13 protein-coding genes and 2 pseudogenes are annotated in these 16,848 nt (G+C 56.0%); 6 read left to right on the top strand and 9 right to left on the bottom strand.

All coding sequences use genetic code 11. The annotated features are described in order from the left end of the window. The first annotated feature begins 31 nt into the window (after positions 1–31). Complete coding sequence (locus ACA054_RS13040) at positions 32–991, top strand: LysR family transcriptional regulator (RefSeq protein ID WP_497689747.1); 960 nt, start codon at positions 32–34, stop codon at positions 989–991. 164 nt (positions 992–1,155) lie between these two features. On the opposite strand, the gene ACA054_RS13035 is transcribed toward ACA054_RS13040, so the two are convergent. Further along, positions 1,156–2,061, bottom strand: coding sequence for a LysR family transcriptional regulator (locus tag ACA054_RS13035; RefSeq protein ID WP_497689746.1), 906 nt, complete (start codon positions 2,059–2,061; stop codon positions 1,156–1,158). 60 nt (positions 2,062–2,121) lie between these two features. Here ACA054_RS13035 and ACA054_RS13030 point away from each other — a divergent pair. Further along, a pseudogene (locus ACA054_RS13030) lies at positions 2,122–2,361 on the top strand (zinc-binding dehydrogenase); the annotation flags it as partial. Positions 2,362–2,601: 240 nt separating this feature from the next. Here ACA054_RS13030 and ACA054_RS13025 read toward each other — a convergent pair. From ACA054_RS13025 to ACA054_RS12990, 8 genes are all read right to left on the bottom strand, one after another. Beyond that, positions 2,602–4,020: an aldehyde dehydrogenase family protein gene (locus ACA054_RS13025; RefSeq protein WP_497689745.1), complete on the bottom strand. Its 1,419-nt coding sequence runs from the start codon at positions 4,018–4,020 to the stop codon at positions 2,602–2,604. A 13-nt stretch (positions 4,021–4,033) separates the two neighbouring features. Further along, positions 4,034–5,074 (bottom strand): homoserine dehydrogenase, encoded by a 1,041-nt coding sequence (locus ACA054_RS13020; protein WP_497689744.1) that lies wholly within the window; start codon positions 5,072–5,074, stop codon positions 4,034–4,036. Positions 5,075–5,222: 148 nt separating this feature from the next. Next, on the bottom strand, positions 5,223–5,660 hold the full coding sequence (locus ACA054_RS13015) for an Lrp/AsnC family transcriptional regulator (protein WP_497689743.1): 438 nt from the start codon (positions 5,658–5,660) through the stop codon (positions 5,223–5,225). Continuing rightward, positions 5,657–7,045 (bottom strand): threonine synthase, encoded by a 1,389-nt coding sequence (gene thrC / locus ACA054_RS13010; RefSeq protein WP_497689742.1) that lies wholly within the window; start codon positions 7,043–7,045, stop codon positions 5,657–5,659. Before thrC ends, ACA054_RS13015 begins: the two co-directional genes overlap by 4 nt. 18 nt (positions 7,046–7,063) lie before the next feature. Then, positions 7,064–7,954: a LysR substrate-binding domain-containing protein gene (locus ACA054_RS13005; RefSeq protein WP_497689741.1), complete on the bottom strand. Its 891-nt coding sequence runs from the start codon at positions 7,952–7,954 to the stop codon at positions 7,064–7,066. 50 nt (positions 7,955–8,004) lie between these two features. Then, positions 8,005–9,444, bottom strand: a complete 1,440-nt coding sequence (locus ACA054_RS13000) for an amino acid permease (RefSeq protein ID WP_497689740.1) — start codon at positions 9,442–9,444, stop codon at positions 8,005–8,007. A 142-nt stretch (positions 9,445–9,586) separates the two neighbouring features. Then, a complete protein-coding gene (locus ACA054_RS12995; RefSeq protein WP_497689739.1) occupies positions 9,587–10,855 on the bottom strand; it encodes a cystathionine gamma-synthase family protein in 1,269 nt (422 codons plus the stop codon). Between the two features lie 136 nt (positions 10,856–10,991). Then, positions 10,992–11,924, bottom strand: a complete 933-nt coding sequence (locus ACA054_RS12990) for a helix-turn-helix transcriptional regulator (RefSeq protein WP_497689738.1) — start codon at positions 11,922–11,924, stop codon at positions 10,992–10,994. 593 nt (positions 11,925–12,517) lie between these two features. On the opposite strand from ACA054_RS12990, the pseudogene ACA054_RS12985 reads away from it, so the two are divergent. The 4 genes and pseudogenes from ACA054_RS12985 to ACA054_RS12970 form a co-directional block, all read left to right on the top strand. After that, a pseudogene (locus tag ACA054_RS12985) lies at positions 12,518–13,723 on the top strand (MFS transporter); the annotation flags it as partial. Between the two features lie 495 nt (positions 13,724–14,218). Further along, a complete protein-coding gene (locus tag ACA054_RS12980; RefSeq protein WP_497689737.1) occupies positions 14,219–14,911 on the top strand; it encodes a fumarylacetoacetate hydrolase family protein in 693 nt (230 codons plus the stop codon). A gap of 42 nt (positions 14,912–14,953) precedes the next feature. Continuing rightward, positions 14,954–15,712 carry an SDR family oxidoreductase gene (locus ACA054_RS12975; RefSeq protein WP_497689736.1) on the top strand — a complete coding sequence of 253 codons (759 nt, stop codon included), beginning with the start codon at positions 14,954–14,956 and terminating at the stop codon, positions 15,710–15,712. Positions 15,713–15,745: 33 nt separating this feature from the next. After that, positions 15,746–16,702, top strand: a complete 957-nt coding sequence (locus ACA054_RS12970) for a 2-hydroxyacid dehydrogenase (RefSeq protein ID WP_497689735.1) — start codon at positions 15,746–15,748, stop codon at positions 16,700–16,702. The last annotated feature ends 146 nt before the right edge of the window (positions 16,703–16,848 follow it).

Below are 16,848 nucleotides of genomic sequence, written 5' to 3'. Positions count from 1 at the left end.
TGTTGTGGTTGTCTGGTAAGGCAGGGCCAAAATGCGCCCCACCGCTCCCGTTGTAAAAATGGGACCTATTGATTTTTTTTATGGTGCATCTATGAGGTTGTCTCTGGAGCAACTGGCCGCATTTTCTGCAGTCGCCAGTGAGCGCTCTTTCTCGGCCGCAGCGCGAAAACTGGGCAAATCGCAGTCAGCCGTGAGCATTTCCGTCGCGAACCTTGAGATCGACTTGGGCGTCACGCTGTTCGACCGTAGCCACCGCTATCCCCAGTTGACGACGGAGGGTCGTGCGCTGTTGCGCGACGCCGAGGCCATTCTTGGTCAGTGTTTCAACATGGAGAACCGCGCAAGTAGCTTGGCCGAAGAGCTGGAAACCGAATTGGTGATCAGCATCGACGATGCCATCCCCTATCAGGCACTCGCACCCGTGATGCAGGATTTTTCCAACCACTTCACCCATGTCGACCTGACCGTGCTGCATCCATCCAGGCAGGATGCCCTTGGCATGATCGAAGAGAAAAAAGTGCTGTTGGGCGTAATGTGTACTCGCTCGCATTACCCAAAGAACCTGCAGTTCAAACGGCTTGGCAGCATCACATTCAGCAACGTCGTATGTCGGGATCACCCGTTGACCCAGATGCACCCTGTCAGCTTCAACCAGCTGAGCAATTTCCGGCAATTGGTCTATCTGCCTTTTCAGGACAGGCTGCCCACCAGCGAGTACCTCAACTCACCCAACCATTGGCGTGTCGAAAGCTATCTCACACTGATGAACATGCTGCGCGAAGGAATGGGTTGGGCCACCGTACCCAAGCAACTAATGCAGGACCTTAGTCCCGATGGGCAGCTGGTTGAGCTGGAACTGGATGCTTATCCATTTACGGACTGGACCGTGGGTGTCGATTTGGTATGGTCGTCACTTTTACGTTCTGGAAAAGCAGGCACATGGCTGCGTGACACTCTCGGGCGGACTCAGATCACGACTGCCAGGACGTGAGCGGCGGGCACTACATGCCCGCCGGACACCTGATTGGACGCCCTTGTTTGCGGGGTGAGCCTCTTCTATCCAGCCAATCGACATATGCCCAAGCCTGCGCGCCTTCGTTAACGTCGTCCGTGAAGTAAACCCAACAAAACTGTCTGCACAACCTTTGTGCCACGTCACGCCGGGCAAATATCGCTGTCCCCTGCAAATGCATCGCGCAAATAGTCTGTGAATGCTCTAACCCGCGCAGATTGTCTCCGATCCGGGGGAGTCACAGCGTGAATGGGTAGAGAAGCCGGCGAGTAACTCTCCAGTAATGTGACTACGCGCCCTTCCCTGAGGTCTTGTCGAAATAGCCACAATGGAGAAAGCGAAACACCTAACCCGTCCAATACCATCTGCCTGATCGCCTCACTGTTATTGCTGCGAACATTGCCACTGACTTGCACGCTATTCCATCTGCCATTGTGCTCGAATCGCCAGTTGGCAAAATGCTCCAGCTGGTTGAAAACAAGACAGTTGTGGTCGGTCAAATCCTTCGGCGATGAAGGTACCCCATGTCGTTCCAAGTAGCTGGGAGCTGCGAACACACGACGCCGTGTCAGTCCAATTTGTCTGGCAATCAAGCTACTGTCCTTGAGTTCGCCTATACGCACCGCGACATCGATGCCCGCGCTCACCAAATCAACATTTTCATCATTCAATTGCAAATCGACAGACACGTCTGGGTAAAGCTCTAGAAAACCGCGCAGCCTGGAGGCGATTTGTACTCGTCCAAAACTACCCGATGAACCGACACGCAAAGACCCTGCAATACGCTCCTGACCGGTATGAAAAGTGTGCTCCGCATGCTCTACGGAAGCTAAAATGGCTCTGCATTGTCGGTAGTACCGCTGTCCCTCATCTGTCATGGACAATTGACGAGTGCTGCGAGCGAACAGACGACCACCTAGCCGGGTTTCCAAGGCGCTGATCTGTTTACTGATGGTCGGTTGGCTTACACCTATTTCCCGGGCAACCGCAGAAAAACTGCCTCGCTCCACTACCCGGACGAAAATCGCCATCGATTCGAGCGTGTCCATTTGATTCCGATTTATTCGCTTTTTGGAATCATAACTATAGGGATTTACCTACTTATCGGACTCGCTCCCCTGTCATTCCGTGGCGCTACCTACTCTGGCGTATTCACACTGCTGCCGCTCTTGACTGGCAAAGGGCGTAAGCACCACGGTGAGATCCTGGCCGAGGCCACTCGTTTGGCTGAATCAGGGCAGTTGCGTGTTCTGCTTGATGACCGCAAATTCACCCTCGACACTGTCAACGAAGCCTATGCAATCGTGTCTGGCGGAACTGCAAAAGGTAAAGTCGTCGTCGATATCTGATCATGCAAGGGCGATTTGACCGTTCCAAACGCTAACGTTAGGGAAAAGGCTCGAATGCGCTCACTCCCTAACGTCTTGAAGTCACGATGGGAGCGGCAAGGAATCAGCAGCGTTCATCCTGCTACGCTGCGCACTGCCACGGAGAAGCGTGGTCGGCCAGAGTTGAAAAAAACATCGGGTGCCACGGGACGCGCGACTTAACCCGATGTAAACGTCGACGGTATCAGCTACTTTGATGGCTCAACCCATTTCGTTGATGCAGACCACTTTGGGTTGCGTCATGTCCTCATAGGCAAACCGAACACCTTCTCGCCCCAGGCTTCCGTACTTGAAGCCACCAAAAGGCATGGCATCAAAACGATAATCGGAAGAATCATTGATCATCACGCCACCGGCTTCAATTTGGCGCGCCAATTTCAAGGCCTTGGAAAGATCACGTGTGAAGAGCCCCGCATGCAGGCTGTATTCTGGAGCGTTGGCCAGGGCAACAGCATCATCCAGGTGGTCAAACGGCTCCAGGATGACCACCGGCGCGAAAACTTCCTGCTGCCAAATCCGACTGTCATGGCTTACACGCTCCAGCACGGTCGGCGCATAGCTTCCCGCTTGGCGATGGTGTCCGCACAGAAGAAGAGCCCCCTCGACCAGCGCTTCGTTCACCCATTGTTCGGTGCGACGAGCCGCCTGCTCCGTAATCATCGGGCCAACATCCGTTGCTCGCTGATCAGGATCACCCACTACCAATGCACGCGTTTGACTGACGAAACGCTCACGGAAATCTTCGTAGATTGAACTGTGTACGAGGATGCGCTGCGTGCCGATACAGTTCTGTCCTGCTGCCCAGAAGGCGCCAGATACACAAGATTCTACGGTCGGTTCGAGATCACAGTCTTCAAGCACGAGAACCGGCGCATTTCCCCCCAGATCCATGGCCAGCTTCTTCAAGCCTGCACTACGAGCAATGGACTCTCCCGTGGCAAAACCACCCGTGAAGGAAATCATCCGCACTTCGCGCAGCTCCACCAATGCCTTACCCAGATCGACGCCTCCGGTGGCCGGGGTTACCACAGACGAAGGCAGACCCGCTTCCACCAGGCATTCAACCAACTTGAGAGCAGACAACGGTGCGAGCTCTGAGGGTTTCAGGATCACGGCATTGCCACCGGCAATGGCTGGGCCCAGTTTATGGGCGACCAGGTTCAGCGGATCGTTGTACGGGGTGATCGCGACGATGAGCCCCAGCGGTTCACGAGTGAACCAGCCTTGGCGAGATTCGGAGCCTTCATATGCCTCAAATGGAATCACCTCCCCGGCGTTACGACGAGCTTCTTGCGCCGATAGCTTCAGCGTGTTCACACAACGCTTCACTTCCTTCTCTGCTTGTCGAAGTGTCTTTCCCGCCTCTGCAACGATGAGTCTGGCAAACGCTTCAGAGGCAAGCTCTACACGCCGGGCCGCTTCCTCAAGGATGCCTGCACGCAGGTGACGAGGCATTGCCGCACTCTCACGCACGCCAATTCGCGCGCGCTCCAGCAAGCCAGGAACAGCGGTTGCATCGAGGTAAGGGACGCTTCCCACCAGGCGACCATCGAATGGACTGAACACATCAATCTGTTTGGCATCAACAAGCTGGACGCAGGCCATGCTGGATACACTCATGATGATTCTCCTGTTACTTACCGTGGGTGGCATGGATGGCGATGATGTCTGACAGCAACGCATAGGCCGTCTCGATACGACCGGCTCCAGGACCGGAGACAGTGACGGCACCCAGCAGTCCAGTATTGAACGACACCGCGTTCGTGGCACCGGAAATACCTGCAAGAGGATGCGAATTGGGCAACAGTCGAGCCTCCACACTCGCTCGAACCGAGCCATCAACTTCGCGGTTTGCAGACCCGATCAGCTTCCAACTTGCACCGTTGGCAGTTGCCTGAGCGATGTCTTCTGGACTGATGCTACTAATACCTGAGCAAGCCACATCGCTGACATTCAATCGAGCATTGAGCAGTTCGTTGGCGAGGATCACCACCTTGAGGCGCACGTCAAACCCCTCCACATCGGCCGTTGGGTCTGCCTCGGCATAACCGAGCTGTTGAGCCTCGGCGACTGCGTCGTTAAAGGTCAGGCCGTCCTTCATGCGGGTCAGCACGTAATTGGAAGTCCCGTTCAGGATGCCTTCAAAGCCTTGAACCTCTACACCTGCCAGAGCCTGTCTTGCCAAACGAATCACCGGCGTACCGCTCATAACCGAACCTTCGTACTCGAAGGCAACACCATTGCGACGGGCCAACTCCTTGAGCTCAGCGCCGTGCAGCGCAATTGGCCCCTTGTTGGTAGTCACAACATGAATACCGCTTTGCAGTGCCCAGCGGCAGAACGTAGTCGCGGGCTCACCATCGATAGGGTTGGTGAAGGTGGCTTCAGCGATCATGTCAGCACCAGAATGCTTGATGATGGTTTCGTTGAGCGCCTCGGCGGTTCCTCCTGGCAGTTGAGCGAATACTCCCTTCTCGTTAGGCAGAGCGACCAACTGCTTTGCATCCAGACCCTCTTCAGCAACGATGGAGCCGAGAAAAAGATCAGTCACACCGACGATTTTGATGCCAAAACCCAGAGATGCTTTCCACTCGGCATTACGATCTGCAACCAGTTGAGCCAGGCCACGGTTGACGCCACCAAAACCCACCAGGGCAATTTTGTATTCAGTCATGAAAGCAGTCCTCTTTGTCGTTGTTCGATAGGAACATCGTAAGAGTCGGGCTCTGGCAGTTGAATATGGCAGAGTGCTGTATTAGTTGGCCGTTTTGCCCATACAGAAAGACGAGGTGTACAGGGGCAGAAAGCCCCTTTTTTTGTGTTCAGAACACTGCAGAAAGGACGAATGAAGTGACGGTGTTCTCCACCCCTGGCATCGCAGAGATTTCTTTCCAGACGTGGTGAACACGTTCGGGAGAGGCAGCATTGACTCGAAGCATCAAATCGAACTCACCACTCAGTACTTCACACTGAACCACCTCGGGGATAGAGCGCAGCACAGCAAGAACCTCTTCTCCACGCATGCGATCGTATCGGTAGACAAAGATCACCGCACTGATCAGCGATGAAGGCCTTCGGGAATCACCGAGACGTACCGTATACCCCTGGATGGCGCCGTCTCGCTCAAGACGCTCAATGCGCTGGCGCACAGCGTTGCGCGACAAGTTGACCTTGGCACCCAGCTCAGCATGGGCGATTCGAGCATTCGCTGTGAGTTCGGCAAGTATGCGCTCATCCAGCGGATCCAGAATGCGCTTCATACGTGCCTCTGCTGCGCAAGCAAGAGGGCCCGGCAAAGCCCGTCCAGATCGCCTTTAGCCAGACTCGGTGGCTGAGCATGAACGTCGCAAGTCGGTGGCACCTCTCCCTGCCAGACTCCCAACCCGGCCAATAACGCCGCAGACCTGGCCGGAGCAATTTGTCCAAAGGTCACCATGGGAGCCCCCAGGCTGCGTCGATGAATTCGGCCAGCCAGCACACCTACAGCGGTATGGGGATCGATTACAGACCCGGTCTCACGGAACAATTTGACGACTTCGTCGCGAACCTGTGCTTCGTCCACTGCATAGGAATCGAACAGCACTCGGGCTCGCAGCCATTGCTGGTTGCCAATGCTTAACTCGCCGCAGTCCTCAAAGTGCTCCATCAGCGCCTTCGCGGAGCTCCCATCGTGCCCATACAGCTCCCAAATGAACCGCTCCAGGTTTGAGAACAGGGAGAAATCCATCGCAGGAGATAACGTTCGGTTGCACACTCGGGTCGAATAGCGATTGCGATGAATGAACTGGTGAAGTGCATCATTACTATTCGTGGAAATGATCACCTGGTTGATGGGTAATCCCATTTTTTGAGCAATGTAGCCGGCGTAGATTTCAGCAGAGCTGGCTGCTGGCACGCTGAAGCCTACTGGACGTGTCCCGCCGCCCAGCTGCAAGGCAGCGTGGAAATAAAAAACGATCTGTGCGAGGACACCGACCCAGTTAGTGGAGTTGAAACAGATCGGTATTACCCCGTCTAACGGCCAGTCGCGCAAGAGCCGAGACACCAACGTCTGGCAGTCGTCGAAATTACCGTCCACTGGAATAAGCTGGACCCGCTCAGGGTCTGCCGCCTGCAGGGCACAGAGTTGCTCAGCCGATACCCCGTTGCGTGGATACAATATCGCCATGTGAGTGCCCCGGCAGTCAGCAAACGCCTCAAGCGCAGCCAGCCCGGTATCACCATTGGTCGCACCGACGATCAGCGCTTGTGCACCGACTTCGCCCAGGAAATGCTCCACCAGGCGCGATTGCAGTTGCGCAGCGAAATCCTTGGAAGAATGGGTCGGGCCATGAAACAGCTGGAGTATCCACTCGTTATGGCCAATCTGTTCAAGCGGCGTAATGGCGCGGTGGTTAAAGTTTCGATAGCTGTCGCTCAGCAAAGCACGCAGCGTACTTTCGTCAATGGTAGAGCCAACAAAGGGCGAGACCACGCGCCAGACCAGCTCATCGAATGGTAGCCACGACCAGCTGGCAATCTGCTTCTCGGTGAAGGCAGGCAAACTCGCCGGGACATAGAGTCCGCCATCTTCGGCAAGCCCCGACAGCACCACACTGCGAAAGTCCGCCCCCACGTCACCGCCGCGTGTGCTTACGTAATGCATGATGACTCCAGATCAGAATTACAAAAGGCGGTGGGCTTGAGCCACCAGCCAAGTAGAAAAAATCGCGGCATCAGGCGAAAGAACCTCGGCCTGCTCGCGCACTAGATAAAAAGACTCGCTGGCCTCGATTCGGTGACTGAATGGAGCAATCAGGTGTCCATTCTTGAGCAAATCTTCCACTACGGAAGACCGCGCCAAGGCAACACCCTGGCCCAGTTCTGCCATGCGAATTGTGGAAATGAGCGTGTCGAACTGAAGACCACGTGAATAATCGACATCGTCTGCTCCAACCCGCTTCAACCAGTAACCCCACCCTTCCTCGTACCCCAACACATGGAGCAAAGAATGGTTGATCAAATCGCGAGGCTCACGTATCGGTGAGCGGGCCATGAGCTCGGGCGAGCAAACGGGCTGGAGGATGTCCCAGGTCAATCGCTGAGAGTGCAATCCCGACCACTCACCGCATCCCCAGCGAATCTCCAGGTCATCTTCTCCATCCGGTTCCTTCACCCAGAGGTTGCTGATATAGCGGATGTCTATCTGGGGATACTCTCGACAAAAATCCACGAGCCGAGGGGCCAACCAATAGTGAAGGAAGGAAAGGCTGCCACGCACCTTCACATGCCTTCGATTGTGCTGGCCGAAAATCTCGTTCGTACCCACTGCAAGCCGACTGATCGCGTCTTGTACTACCGGCAGGTATGACTGCCCTTCTTCAGTCAAGCCAAGCCCTCGGGGCAGACGCTTGAATAGCGCGACACCGAGGTGACCCTCCAACTGACGGATCTGCTGACTGACTGCACCTTGAGTCAGGTGCAGTTCCTGCGCTGCATGGGTGAAATTCAAATACCGCGCCGACACTTCGAATGCCCTCAGCCAATTCAAGGGCGGTAGTGATTTTTGACTCATCGGCGCAACCTCATCGGGACTTATCTGTGCTCAATCATCGCCTGAGCGATTCACGCTACACCAGCAGAATGATGCGCAGCCGCTGCTAATGCCAACCGCTCTTCCCGCTTCTTGCGAGTGATCCAATAAACGAAGTAGCACCACGCGATAAACGGAAGACCGAAGTAAAGCGCCACTCGCTGCTCAGGATCAAAAGCAATGCCGACGCAGGCCAGCAAGCAACACAACAGAGCACCGATAGGAACCCAAGGGTAGCCGCGCACACGGAAATGCAGGTCCTCAACTCGCCCGCCATTAGCGACGTATTGGCGTCGGAAGGCGATTTGGCTCGCGGCGATGCTCATCCACACGATCACGACCGCGAGACCCGAAATCGACACTAGCGCCAAGTAAACCGTATCAGGGGCAAGCACACTGCTGAGCAGCGACGCCAATGCCCCCGCCATACTCAAAACGATCGCGTTAACCGGCGTGCCCTGGCGCGAAAGCCTGGCGTAACGCTTAGGCATGTGCCCTTGATCACTCAACGTCCAAAGCATGCGCGAAGCCGCATACAGTCCCGAGTTGGCGGCGGAAATCAAGGCCGTGAGAATGACGAAGTTCATGATGTCCGCTGAATAGGGGATGCCAATCAGGTCGAACACCATCACGAATGGACTTTCTACCACTCCCGCCTGCTCGCGGGGCAACAAGGTAGCAAGGACGAAAATCGTACCCACGAAGAACAACGCAAGACGTACCACCGTAGTACGGATCGCCTTGGGTACGCTGGTCTGTGGATCCTGCGCTTCACCTGCCGCAATCCCGATTAGCTCAGTCCCCGAAAATGCGAAAGAGACCGCTAGAAGTGTCATCGCAATGGGTAGGAACCCCGTCGGGAAAAGCCCTTCACGGGTAAAGTTCGAGAGCCCGGCACCCTGCAAATGCTGCACCTGGAAGAGACCGCAAATAGCCCCACCACCAATGACGATGAACGTAATGACGGTCAGCACTTTGATGAGCGAAAGCCAGAATTCGGTTTCTGCAAACAAACGAACAGAGACAACATTGCTTAAAAAGACTGCAATGGCAAAAATCGCGCTCCAGATCCACACCGGTGTATCGGGGAACCACCGAACCATCAGGATGCCCGCCGCCGTAAATTCAGAGCCGATAGCGACTGCCCAAGTGAGCCAATACAGCCAGGCCACCGTATAGCCCGTACCTGGGCCCAGGTATCGAGTTGCGTAGCTACTGAAAGATCCGGTTTCTGGCATCTGTACCGCTAATTCACCGAGACAGACCATTACCAGATACACCATCACCGCACCGATGATGTAGGCAATCACGGCGCCGAGCGGCCCTGCCTGATTAACCGTGTAGCCGGAGGTGAGGAATAATCCCGTACCGATTACACCGCCCAACGCCAACATGACAATGTGGCGGGTTTGCATTTCTTTCTTAAAATTTAACCCTGGATCTGACTGATCATTTTTTGTTTGGATGGTCATATTTATGTTCTCATGAAATGTTCGGACAAAAAAATTCTTGTAACCGACTATTAGGCAGCACAATTAATTGTCGCTAGTTGTTATTGTTTTTCACTATTCATGAAGGACTATCCGATAATAAATTCGGAAGTCTTAACCGAGTTCAGGTTCCCACCTCAGTAAAACACTCGGTGTTTCCTGCGTGGTGGCTTGCATGCCCATGTTTACTGCGAACCAAGGCAAATGCTTGTTTAAGATCAGCCAACAAATCGGCCGTATCTTCAATACCCACGGAGACCCTGACCAAGCCCTCGGAAATCCCAAGTGCCTCCCGTTCCTCCAGGGTGTTTTCCACGTGACTGGTTGTCCGTGCCGGCCCATAGATAGTTTCAACCGCACCCAGGTTACCCGCCCGATGTGCGTACTTGAGCAGCGGTAACAAACGAGTCACTGTGTCCATGCCCCCTACCAGCACAAAGCTGACAATCGCGCCAAATCCGCGCATCTGCGAGCGAGCAATGGCGTGACCTCTATGTTGAGGCAGTCCCGGATAGTTTACGGACTCAACGAGCGGCTCGGTGCATAGGAACTCGGCCAGTGCTTGCGCGCTCACCTGTTGCTGGCGAAGTCGCAAAGCCAGAGTCTTGATACCCCGGATAATGAGATAAGCCGAGAACGGATCCAGCGAGGCCCCATTGATTTCGCGGTAATGGCGAACCTGAGACATAAGATGCTCGTTGCCGCAGACCACACCGCCAAGTACATCGCCATGACCGGACAGGAACTTGGTAGCGCTGTGCACTACCACATCTACCCCGAGAGCAAGGGGATTCTGATTCAAAGGCGTCGCGAACGTATTGTCTGCTATGACCAAAGCCCCAACATGCTTCGCCGCCGCCACAAGACGTCGAATATCCAGAACCTTCAGTGTCGGGTTCGTCGGAGTTTCAAGGTAGAGGACATTGCAGCCTTTAGAGATTTCATGCTCGATAGCTTCTGTATCGAGAGTATCGCAAAGCGTGACTTCAACTCCCATGCGAGGGAGAAACTCTTCAAAGATCTTGTTTGTACCCCCGTAGCTGTCACGGGTAGAAACCACGCGCTGACCACAGGACAGGAAGGTATGCAGCACACCACTGATTGCAGCCATCCCGGTACTGAAAGCGACAGCCGACTCTGCGCATTCCAGTTCGCAGAGTTTATCTTCCAGGACAGAGACAGTAGGGTTGCTCATGCGGCTGTAGATGAAGCCAGGCTCTTTACCCAGCGCTACGTCATACCATTCATCGATGTCATGGTAACCGTAGGCGGCACTGACGACGATGGGAGTCTGGGTAGCGTTGTAGGGATGCTGAACTTGCTCCCCTCCCCAAACCACTCGAGTCCCCAAACCAGCACCCTGGCTCAAACCGGGTTTTAATTCGTCATCCATAAATCTATCTCGCATCGAGGGAACACACATGTTCCGATTGGGCTTGCGATGACTATATGGAAGGGTTGAGCGTGTGAAAAATCATGTTATCTGGGGCTAAGGGGTGCTTTTTTTAATGGATGACAGAGACAGTCTTTCACGTATTGGACGGTGATTGCGGCGTGTCGGGATTGAGTTGCTGGCGTCTGAATTGTCCCGGGGGCTGGCCATGTATCTGGCGAAAGCGTCGGGAGAAATAAGCTTCATCAGCGAAACCGCATAATCTCGCCACCTCCCCCACTGGTCGTGTTCCATTGAGCAAAAAATTGCGCGCCGCGTGCATCCTGCGCTCGAGCACCAGCTCGGTGAAGGTCTTGCCGATTTCCTTGCGCAACCAGTGCGTCAGGTACGTCGGTGACAGGTAGGTCGCGGCAGCAACCTTGATCAGGTTGAGATCGGGGTCAGCGATATTCTTGCGCAAATATTCGGACATCCTGCTCAGTGCGTCTCGTCGGCTGACTTCAGCGGCATTCTCTTCGGCCAACCGTTTGAGCGGCTCGGCGTACAAGGCACAGACGCTGCCCACCAGTTGCAGCAGCAACCCCTTGAGCATCTCGCGGGTGCCGAACTGACGGTTTTCATCCAGCACTCGCATCTGTTCGATCAAGGCACAGACGCTGGTGAAATCCTCATCGCCCAGAATGAAATCCAGATGTTCCTGAAAGCGGAACGGCGACAACTCAGGCGCCAAGAGAATCGAGACTTCCTCCAGATCCATCGGGTCGCACTGCAAGTGCGGCAGCAGAAAGGTCTGGGAAAAATTGATCACCATGAAATTGCTGTCGGCTGGATGCGGAATCACGTGCACGCGATGCGGCAGGATGAAGGCCAGCGTGTTGCGCGGAAACGGACGTTCAACGTTGCCGATATGCTGAACGGTATCGCCACCGAGGTTGACCTGGATCTGGAAATACTCGTGGCGATGCGGGCTGGTTTCGGCGCGCCGTCCCTTTTTGTCGCGGATGTAGAAGTCCGTCAATTCACTGCGTTGCTGCATGACGTAGGTGGGCACTCGATCGGTTGACGACATCGCCAGGAATTCCTCGAGGTACATGGACAGGTTGTCGTCGCGCCGAGATGCAAGCGGCGACGTGAATGATTGTGTAGGCGGACACGGTTGATATCAACGGGTCATAGGATGACACCGACAATCCGAAAAATAATTGTATTGGTGTGAGCTACGTCGACTGTCCAACAAATGATGCTCGCTAAAAAATACTTAAAATTAGAAAAACTAATGTAGAACAAATAGTTAACGAAACTAGCTAAAAGAAAAATAGAAAATTTATGATTTTTTATTTTTTGGACATCTACGTTAACTGCTGTTTTGAAGAGAAAAAACGATCTAACGCCTCCGTTGATTTTCAATTGTTGTACGACCACTGTGATAGCCAATGCAGCCCGACCCTTCCAAAAACAATCAACAGGTGCGCCCCCATGAACCCGCTTTTTTCCCTCACGCCCCCTCCCCCGCATGCCCTGGGCCGAAGGCGTCTCTGAGCGCCTGATAGCGGCTGTCCGCGCCTCTCATTCAAGTAGCGATTGCTCTGCCCCGGCACCGGAGGCATCGGCTTCGGCTGCGCGCGAACATCTCGATTCCTCTAACAATAAAAAGGTCTACTCATGTCGAACTCGCAAACCTCCCCATCCACCGCGCCGTCGGTGGGTGTCGACGCCCGGGACGCCGTGCTGCCTCAGCGACTGCCAACGCGTCGACGCTGGTTCATGCTGTCGCTACTGCTGATTGCAACGATCATCAACTACATCGACCGCGTGAACATTTCGATTGCGGCACCGTTCCTTGCCAAGGATCTGGGCCTGGACAAGATCGAAATGGGCCTGATTTTTTCCGCGTTTGCGTGGACTTACGCCCTCGCCCTGGTGCCCGCCGGGTTTGTGGCCGATCGCTTCGGCTCCCGATTTACCTACGGCGTATCGCTGATCAGTTGGTCGACAGTTACCGTGTGCCAGGGTTTTGCCACGGGCTTTGCGTCGCTGTTCGGGCTGCGCCTGGCAGTCGGCGCCATGGAGGCGCCGGCCTTTCCGGCTAACAGCCGCGCGGTGACGGTGTGGTTTCCGGCCCGGGAACGGGGTATGGCCAGCAGCATTTACGTGTGCGGCCAGTATCTGGGCACGGCGCTGTTTACCGGCGTGCTGTTATGGCTGGCGACAACCTATGATTGGCGCCATGTGTTTTACAGCACCGGGGCACTCGGCATCGTCTTTGGTGTGGCCTGGCTGTACCTGTACCGCGATCCGCTGAACTGCAAAAAAGTCAGCAAGGAAGAACTGAAGTACATCGAATCCGGCGGTGGCCTGGTAAAGAGCAGTCAGGAACGTACCAAATTCAACTGGCGGCAGATCGCCGAGCTGTTCAGCTATCGGCAGATCTGGGCGATTTGCATCGGCAAGTTCGCCAGCACCTCGGCGCTGTACTTCTTCCTCACCTGGTTCCCGACGTACCTGATCGAAGAACGCAAGCTGACCATGATCAAGGCCGGGATCTTCGCGGTACTGCCGTTCGTGGGCGCAACAGTTGGCATTCTGCTGGCCGGGATTATTTCCGACCTGCTGATCCGTCGCGGCTATTCAATGTCTTTCGCTCGCAAGCTGCCATTGGTGGTCGGCTCCATGCTGGGAATGTCGATTGTACTGGTGAATTTCACCGACTCGAACGTGATCTGCATTGCGGTGCTGACCATCGCCTTCTTCGCCCAGGGCATCGCCTCATCGTCGTGGGCCGCGGTGTCGGGGATCTTCGCGGTACTGCCGTTCGTGGGCGCAACAGTTGGCATTCTGCTGGCCGGGATTATTTCCGACCTGCTGATCCGTCGCGGCTATTCAATGTCTTTCGCTCGCAAGCTGCCATTGGTGGTCGGCTCCATGCTGGGAATGTCGATTGTACTGGTGAATTTCACCGACTCGAACGTGATCTGCATTGCGGTGCTGACCATCGCCTTCTTCGCCCAGGGCATCGCCTCATCGTCGTGGGCCGCGGTGTCGGAAGTGGCGCCCAAGGAACTGATCGGCCTGACCGGCGGGGTCACCAGCCTGGCCGCCAATATCGGCGGGATCGTCACCCCGATCGTGATTGGCGGCATCGTCCACGCGACCGGCTCGTTTGCCTACGCCTTCTGGTTCATTGGCGGCGTGGCGCTGATTGGCACCTTGTCCTATTCGTTACTGCTCGGTCGCCTGTATCGCATCGAACTCAAGGCGCGCTGAGCTCAGATAAGCGTTTTTCTCCAACACGAAGCGGCTTTCGTCCAACTTCGCAAAACGAAGCCGCCGTAGGCTGATGCTTCCAACAGGACAACTACAAAAATGACTATGACCGAATATGTTTTCACTCCGGATTTGCCAGTGACCTTGCCGGTTGCCGGCAGCCAGCAGCGCTTTCCCGTTGGCCGGGTATTTTGCGTCGGCCGCAACTACCCCTGGCCAGACACTCAAGGCCAGTCGCGCCAGCCGCCAGTGTTTTTCATGAAACCGGCGAGCAACGTGATTGATGCCTTGGGTGAAGTGGCGTTCCCGCCGTTGACCGAAGAGTTCGTCCACGAAATAGAACTGGTCGTGGCCATTGGTGAAGGTGGTGCGAACATTCCGCAGAGCCAGGCCCTGGCGTATGTCTGGGGCTACGCCGTCGGACTTGACCTGACTCGTCGCGATGTCCAGCGCTTGGCCAAGAGCAGTGGTTTGCCTTGGGAAGGTGCCAAGGTGTTCGACGGCGCCGCCCCAATGACCGCCATTGTGCCGGTCACTCGCTCAGGACACCCGGACGGCGATTTGTGGCTGAACGTCAACGGCGAAGAGCGCCAGCGCGACAGCCTCGACAGCCAGATCTGGTCGGTCAGTGAAATCATCAGCCGCATTTCGCAGTCGGTAGCGCTCCGGGCCGGTGACTTGATCATGACCGGCAGCCCGGCAGGCGTGGATGTGCTGCAACCAGGCGACATCATCAACGCTGGGATCGATGGCATCGGCCAACTGGAAATGCGCGTCAGTCAGCGCCCTTGAACCGGGTACACACCCTCGTGAATTGTAAAAGGAGATAACCCCATGAACAGTCCTTTGAAAGTGGCCCTGGTCACCGGCGCCGGCAGTGGCATAGGCCGTGCCGTTGCCCTGGCCCTGATGGCCGACGGATTTGCCCTGGTATTGGCCGGACGTCGGCCAGAGCCTTTGCAGGCATTGGCCGAGTTGGCGCTCAGCGAAGGACACAAAGCGTTGGCGGTGCCCACTGATGTGCGCGACCCAACCAGTGTCGATGCACTGTTTGCCACCATCACCGAGGTATACGGACGCCTGGATGTAGTGTTCAACAACGCCGGGGTCAACGCCCCTGCGGTGCCGTTGGATGAGCTGACGTACGAGCAGTGGCGAAACGTGATCGACACCAACCTCAACGGCGTTTTCCTCTGTGCCCATGGTGCCTTTGGACTGATGCGCCGGCAACAGCCGCAGGGCGGACGCATCATCAATAATGGCTCGATCTCGGCCCATACCCCACGCCCGCTCAGCAGCGCCTACACCGCCAGCAAACACGCGGTGCTGGGACTCACCAAGTCCCTGGCCCTGGACGGACGTGAATTCAACATCGCCTGCAGCCAGATCGACATCGGCAACGCCTTGACCGAAATGTCGGTGCGCATGACCAAAGGCGTGCGCCAGGCCAACGGCACCATCGCGGTGGAGCCAATGGTGGACGTCAAGCATGTAGCCGATGCCGTGCGCTACATCGCCGGACTGCCGCTGGAGGCGAACGTCCTGAACATGACCGTCATGGCCAGCGCCATGCCGTTTGCCGGTCGCGGTTGAACCGGCCTTTTTATTCCGTTACGCGAGGTTTACATGAAGCCAGAAGTCTTGCAGCTCAGCCCGATCCTGATCCCTGAAATCAACACGCGGCTTGATGAGCTGTTTACCGTCAGACGTTACTTCCAGCAGGCCGACAAGCAAGCTTATTTGCAGGAACACGGGGCGAACATTCGTGGCGTGATCACCGGCGGTCACACGGGTATCAGCCAGGCGTTGATGGCGCAATTACCCAAACTGGAAGTGGTGGCGATCAATGGCGTCGGCACCGATGCGGTGGATCTGGCGTACGCTCGGGATCGCGGGATTCGCGTGACCGCGACCGTCGGCGCGCTGACCGAAGATGTCGCGGACCTGGCCATCGGCTTGTTGATTGCCGTGTGCCGGGGTCTGTGCACCAGTGATCGCTATGTGCGTTCGGGCCAATGGCCCCATAGTCCGACACCGTTGGCCCCGTTGCCGTTGGCGCGCCAAGTGTCCGGCATGCGCATCGGCATCGTCGGCATGGGCCGGGTCGGCCGTGCCGTGGCGACCCGCGCCGCAGCGTTCGGTTGCCCGATCAGTTACACCGATCTACAGCCGATGAGCGATGTGAACCACACCTTCATCGCCGACCTGAAGCAGCTTGCCAGCAACAGTGATGCGCTGGTTCTCGCGGCCGCGGCCGACAAGGCTGAAGCCATCATCAATGCCGAGGTGCTTCAGGCGCTGGGCAAGGACGGGTATCTGATCAACATGGCGCGCGGTAAGTTGGTCAACGAGGTCGATCTGGTGGCGGCCCTTGCCGCTGGTGAAATCGCGGGTGCGGCGCTGGATGTGTTTGTCGATGAACCGAACGTCCCCGAGACACTGTTTACGAACGAGAAAGTGGTACTGCAGCCCCATCGCGCCAGTGCGTCGCTGCAGACCCGCACGCGGATGGGAGAGATGGTAGTGGCGAGCCTGGTGGACAGCTTCGCCGGGAGAATACCGCAGGGGTCTGTCACTGACTGAACGTTGGTCGCATGATGGCAAGTTGCTGTTGATGACCGGGCGCACCAGCAGCTCCACTTTTCCGCTTTTCTCTCCAGTCACCAGCGTCCGGTGGGTAGAGGTAGCGCCAAGGGGCAGTTTCCTTGGCCACCTCCCCTCCTTGAGTT

Source organism: Pseudomonas sp. LBUM1653 (genome assembly GCF_059716115.1).
Note: the sequence above shows the minus strand (reverse complement) of the source record. Positions and strands in the feature narration are given on the sequence as shown.

What these genes read in the sequence shown, in the direction of transcription:
- ACA054_RS13025 (WP_497689745.1), bottom strand. Translation starts at nt 4,020, where the DNA reads ATGAGTGTATCCAGCATGGCCTGCGTCCAGCTTGTTGATGCCAAACAG.
- ACA054_RS13040 (WP_497689747.1), top strand. Translation starts at nt 32, where the DNA reads ATGCGCCCCACCGCTCCCGTTGTAAAAATGGGACCTATTGATTTTTTT.
- thrC (WP_497689742.1), bottom strand. Translation starts at nt 7,045, where the DNA reads ATGCATTACGTAAGCACACGCGGCGGTGACGTGGGGGCGGACTTTCGC.
- ACA054_RS12990 (WP_497689738.1), bottom strand. Translation starts at nt 11,924, where the DNA reads ATGTCGTCAACCGATCGAGTGCCCACCTACGTCATGCAGCAACGCAGT.
- ACA054_RS13020 (WP_497689744.1), bottom strand. Translation starts at nt 5,074, where the DNA reads ATGACTGAATACAAAATTGCCCTGGTGGGTTTTGGTGGCGTCAACCGT.
- ACA054_RS13015 (WP_497689743.1), bottom strand. Translation starts at nt 5,660, where the DNA reads ATGAAGCGCATTCTGGATCCGCTGGATGAGCGCATACTTGCCGAACTC.
- ACA054_RS12995 (WP_497689739.1), bottom strand. Translation starts at nt 10,855, where the DNA reads ATGGATGACGAATTAAAACCCGGTTTGAGCCAGGGTGCTGGTTTGGGG.
- ACA054_RS12975 (WP_497689736.1), top strand. Translation starts at nt 14,954, where the DNA reads ATGAACAGTCCTTTGAAAGTGGCCCTGGTCACCGGCGCCGGCAGTGGC.
- ACA054_RS13005 (WP_497689741.1), bottom strand. Translation starts at nt 7,954, where the DNA reads ATGAGTCAAAAATCACTACCGCCCTTGAATTGGCTGAGGGCATTCGAA.
- ACA054_RS12970 (WP_497689735.1), top strand. Translation starts at nt 15,746, where the DNA reads ATGAAGCCAGAAGTCTTGCAGCTCAGCCCGATCCTGATCCCTGAAATC.
- ACA054_RS12980 (WP_497689737.1), top strand. Translation starts at nt 14,219, where the DNA reads ATGACTATGACCGAATATGTTTTCACTCCGGATTTGCCAGTGACCTTG.
- ACA054_RS13035 (WP_497689746.1), bottom strand. Translation starts at nt 2,061, where the DNA reads ATGGACACGCTCGAATCGATGGCGATTTTCGTCCGGGTAGTGGAGCGA.
- ACA054_RS13000 (WP_497689740.1), bottom strand. Translation starts at nt 9,444, where the DNA reads ATGACCATCCAAACAAAAAATGATCAGTCAGATCCAGGGTTAAATTTT.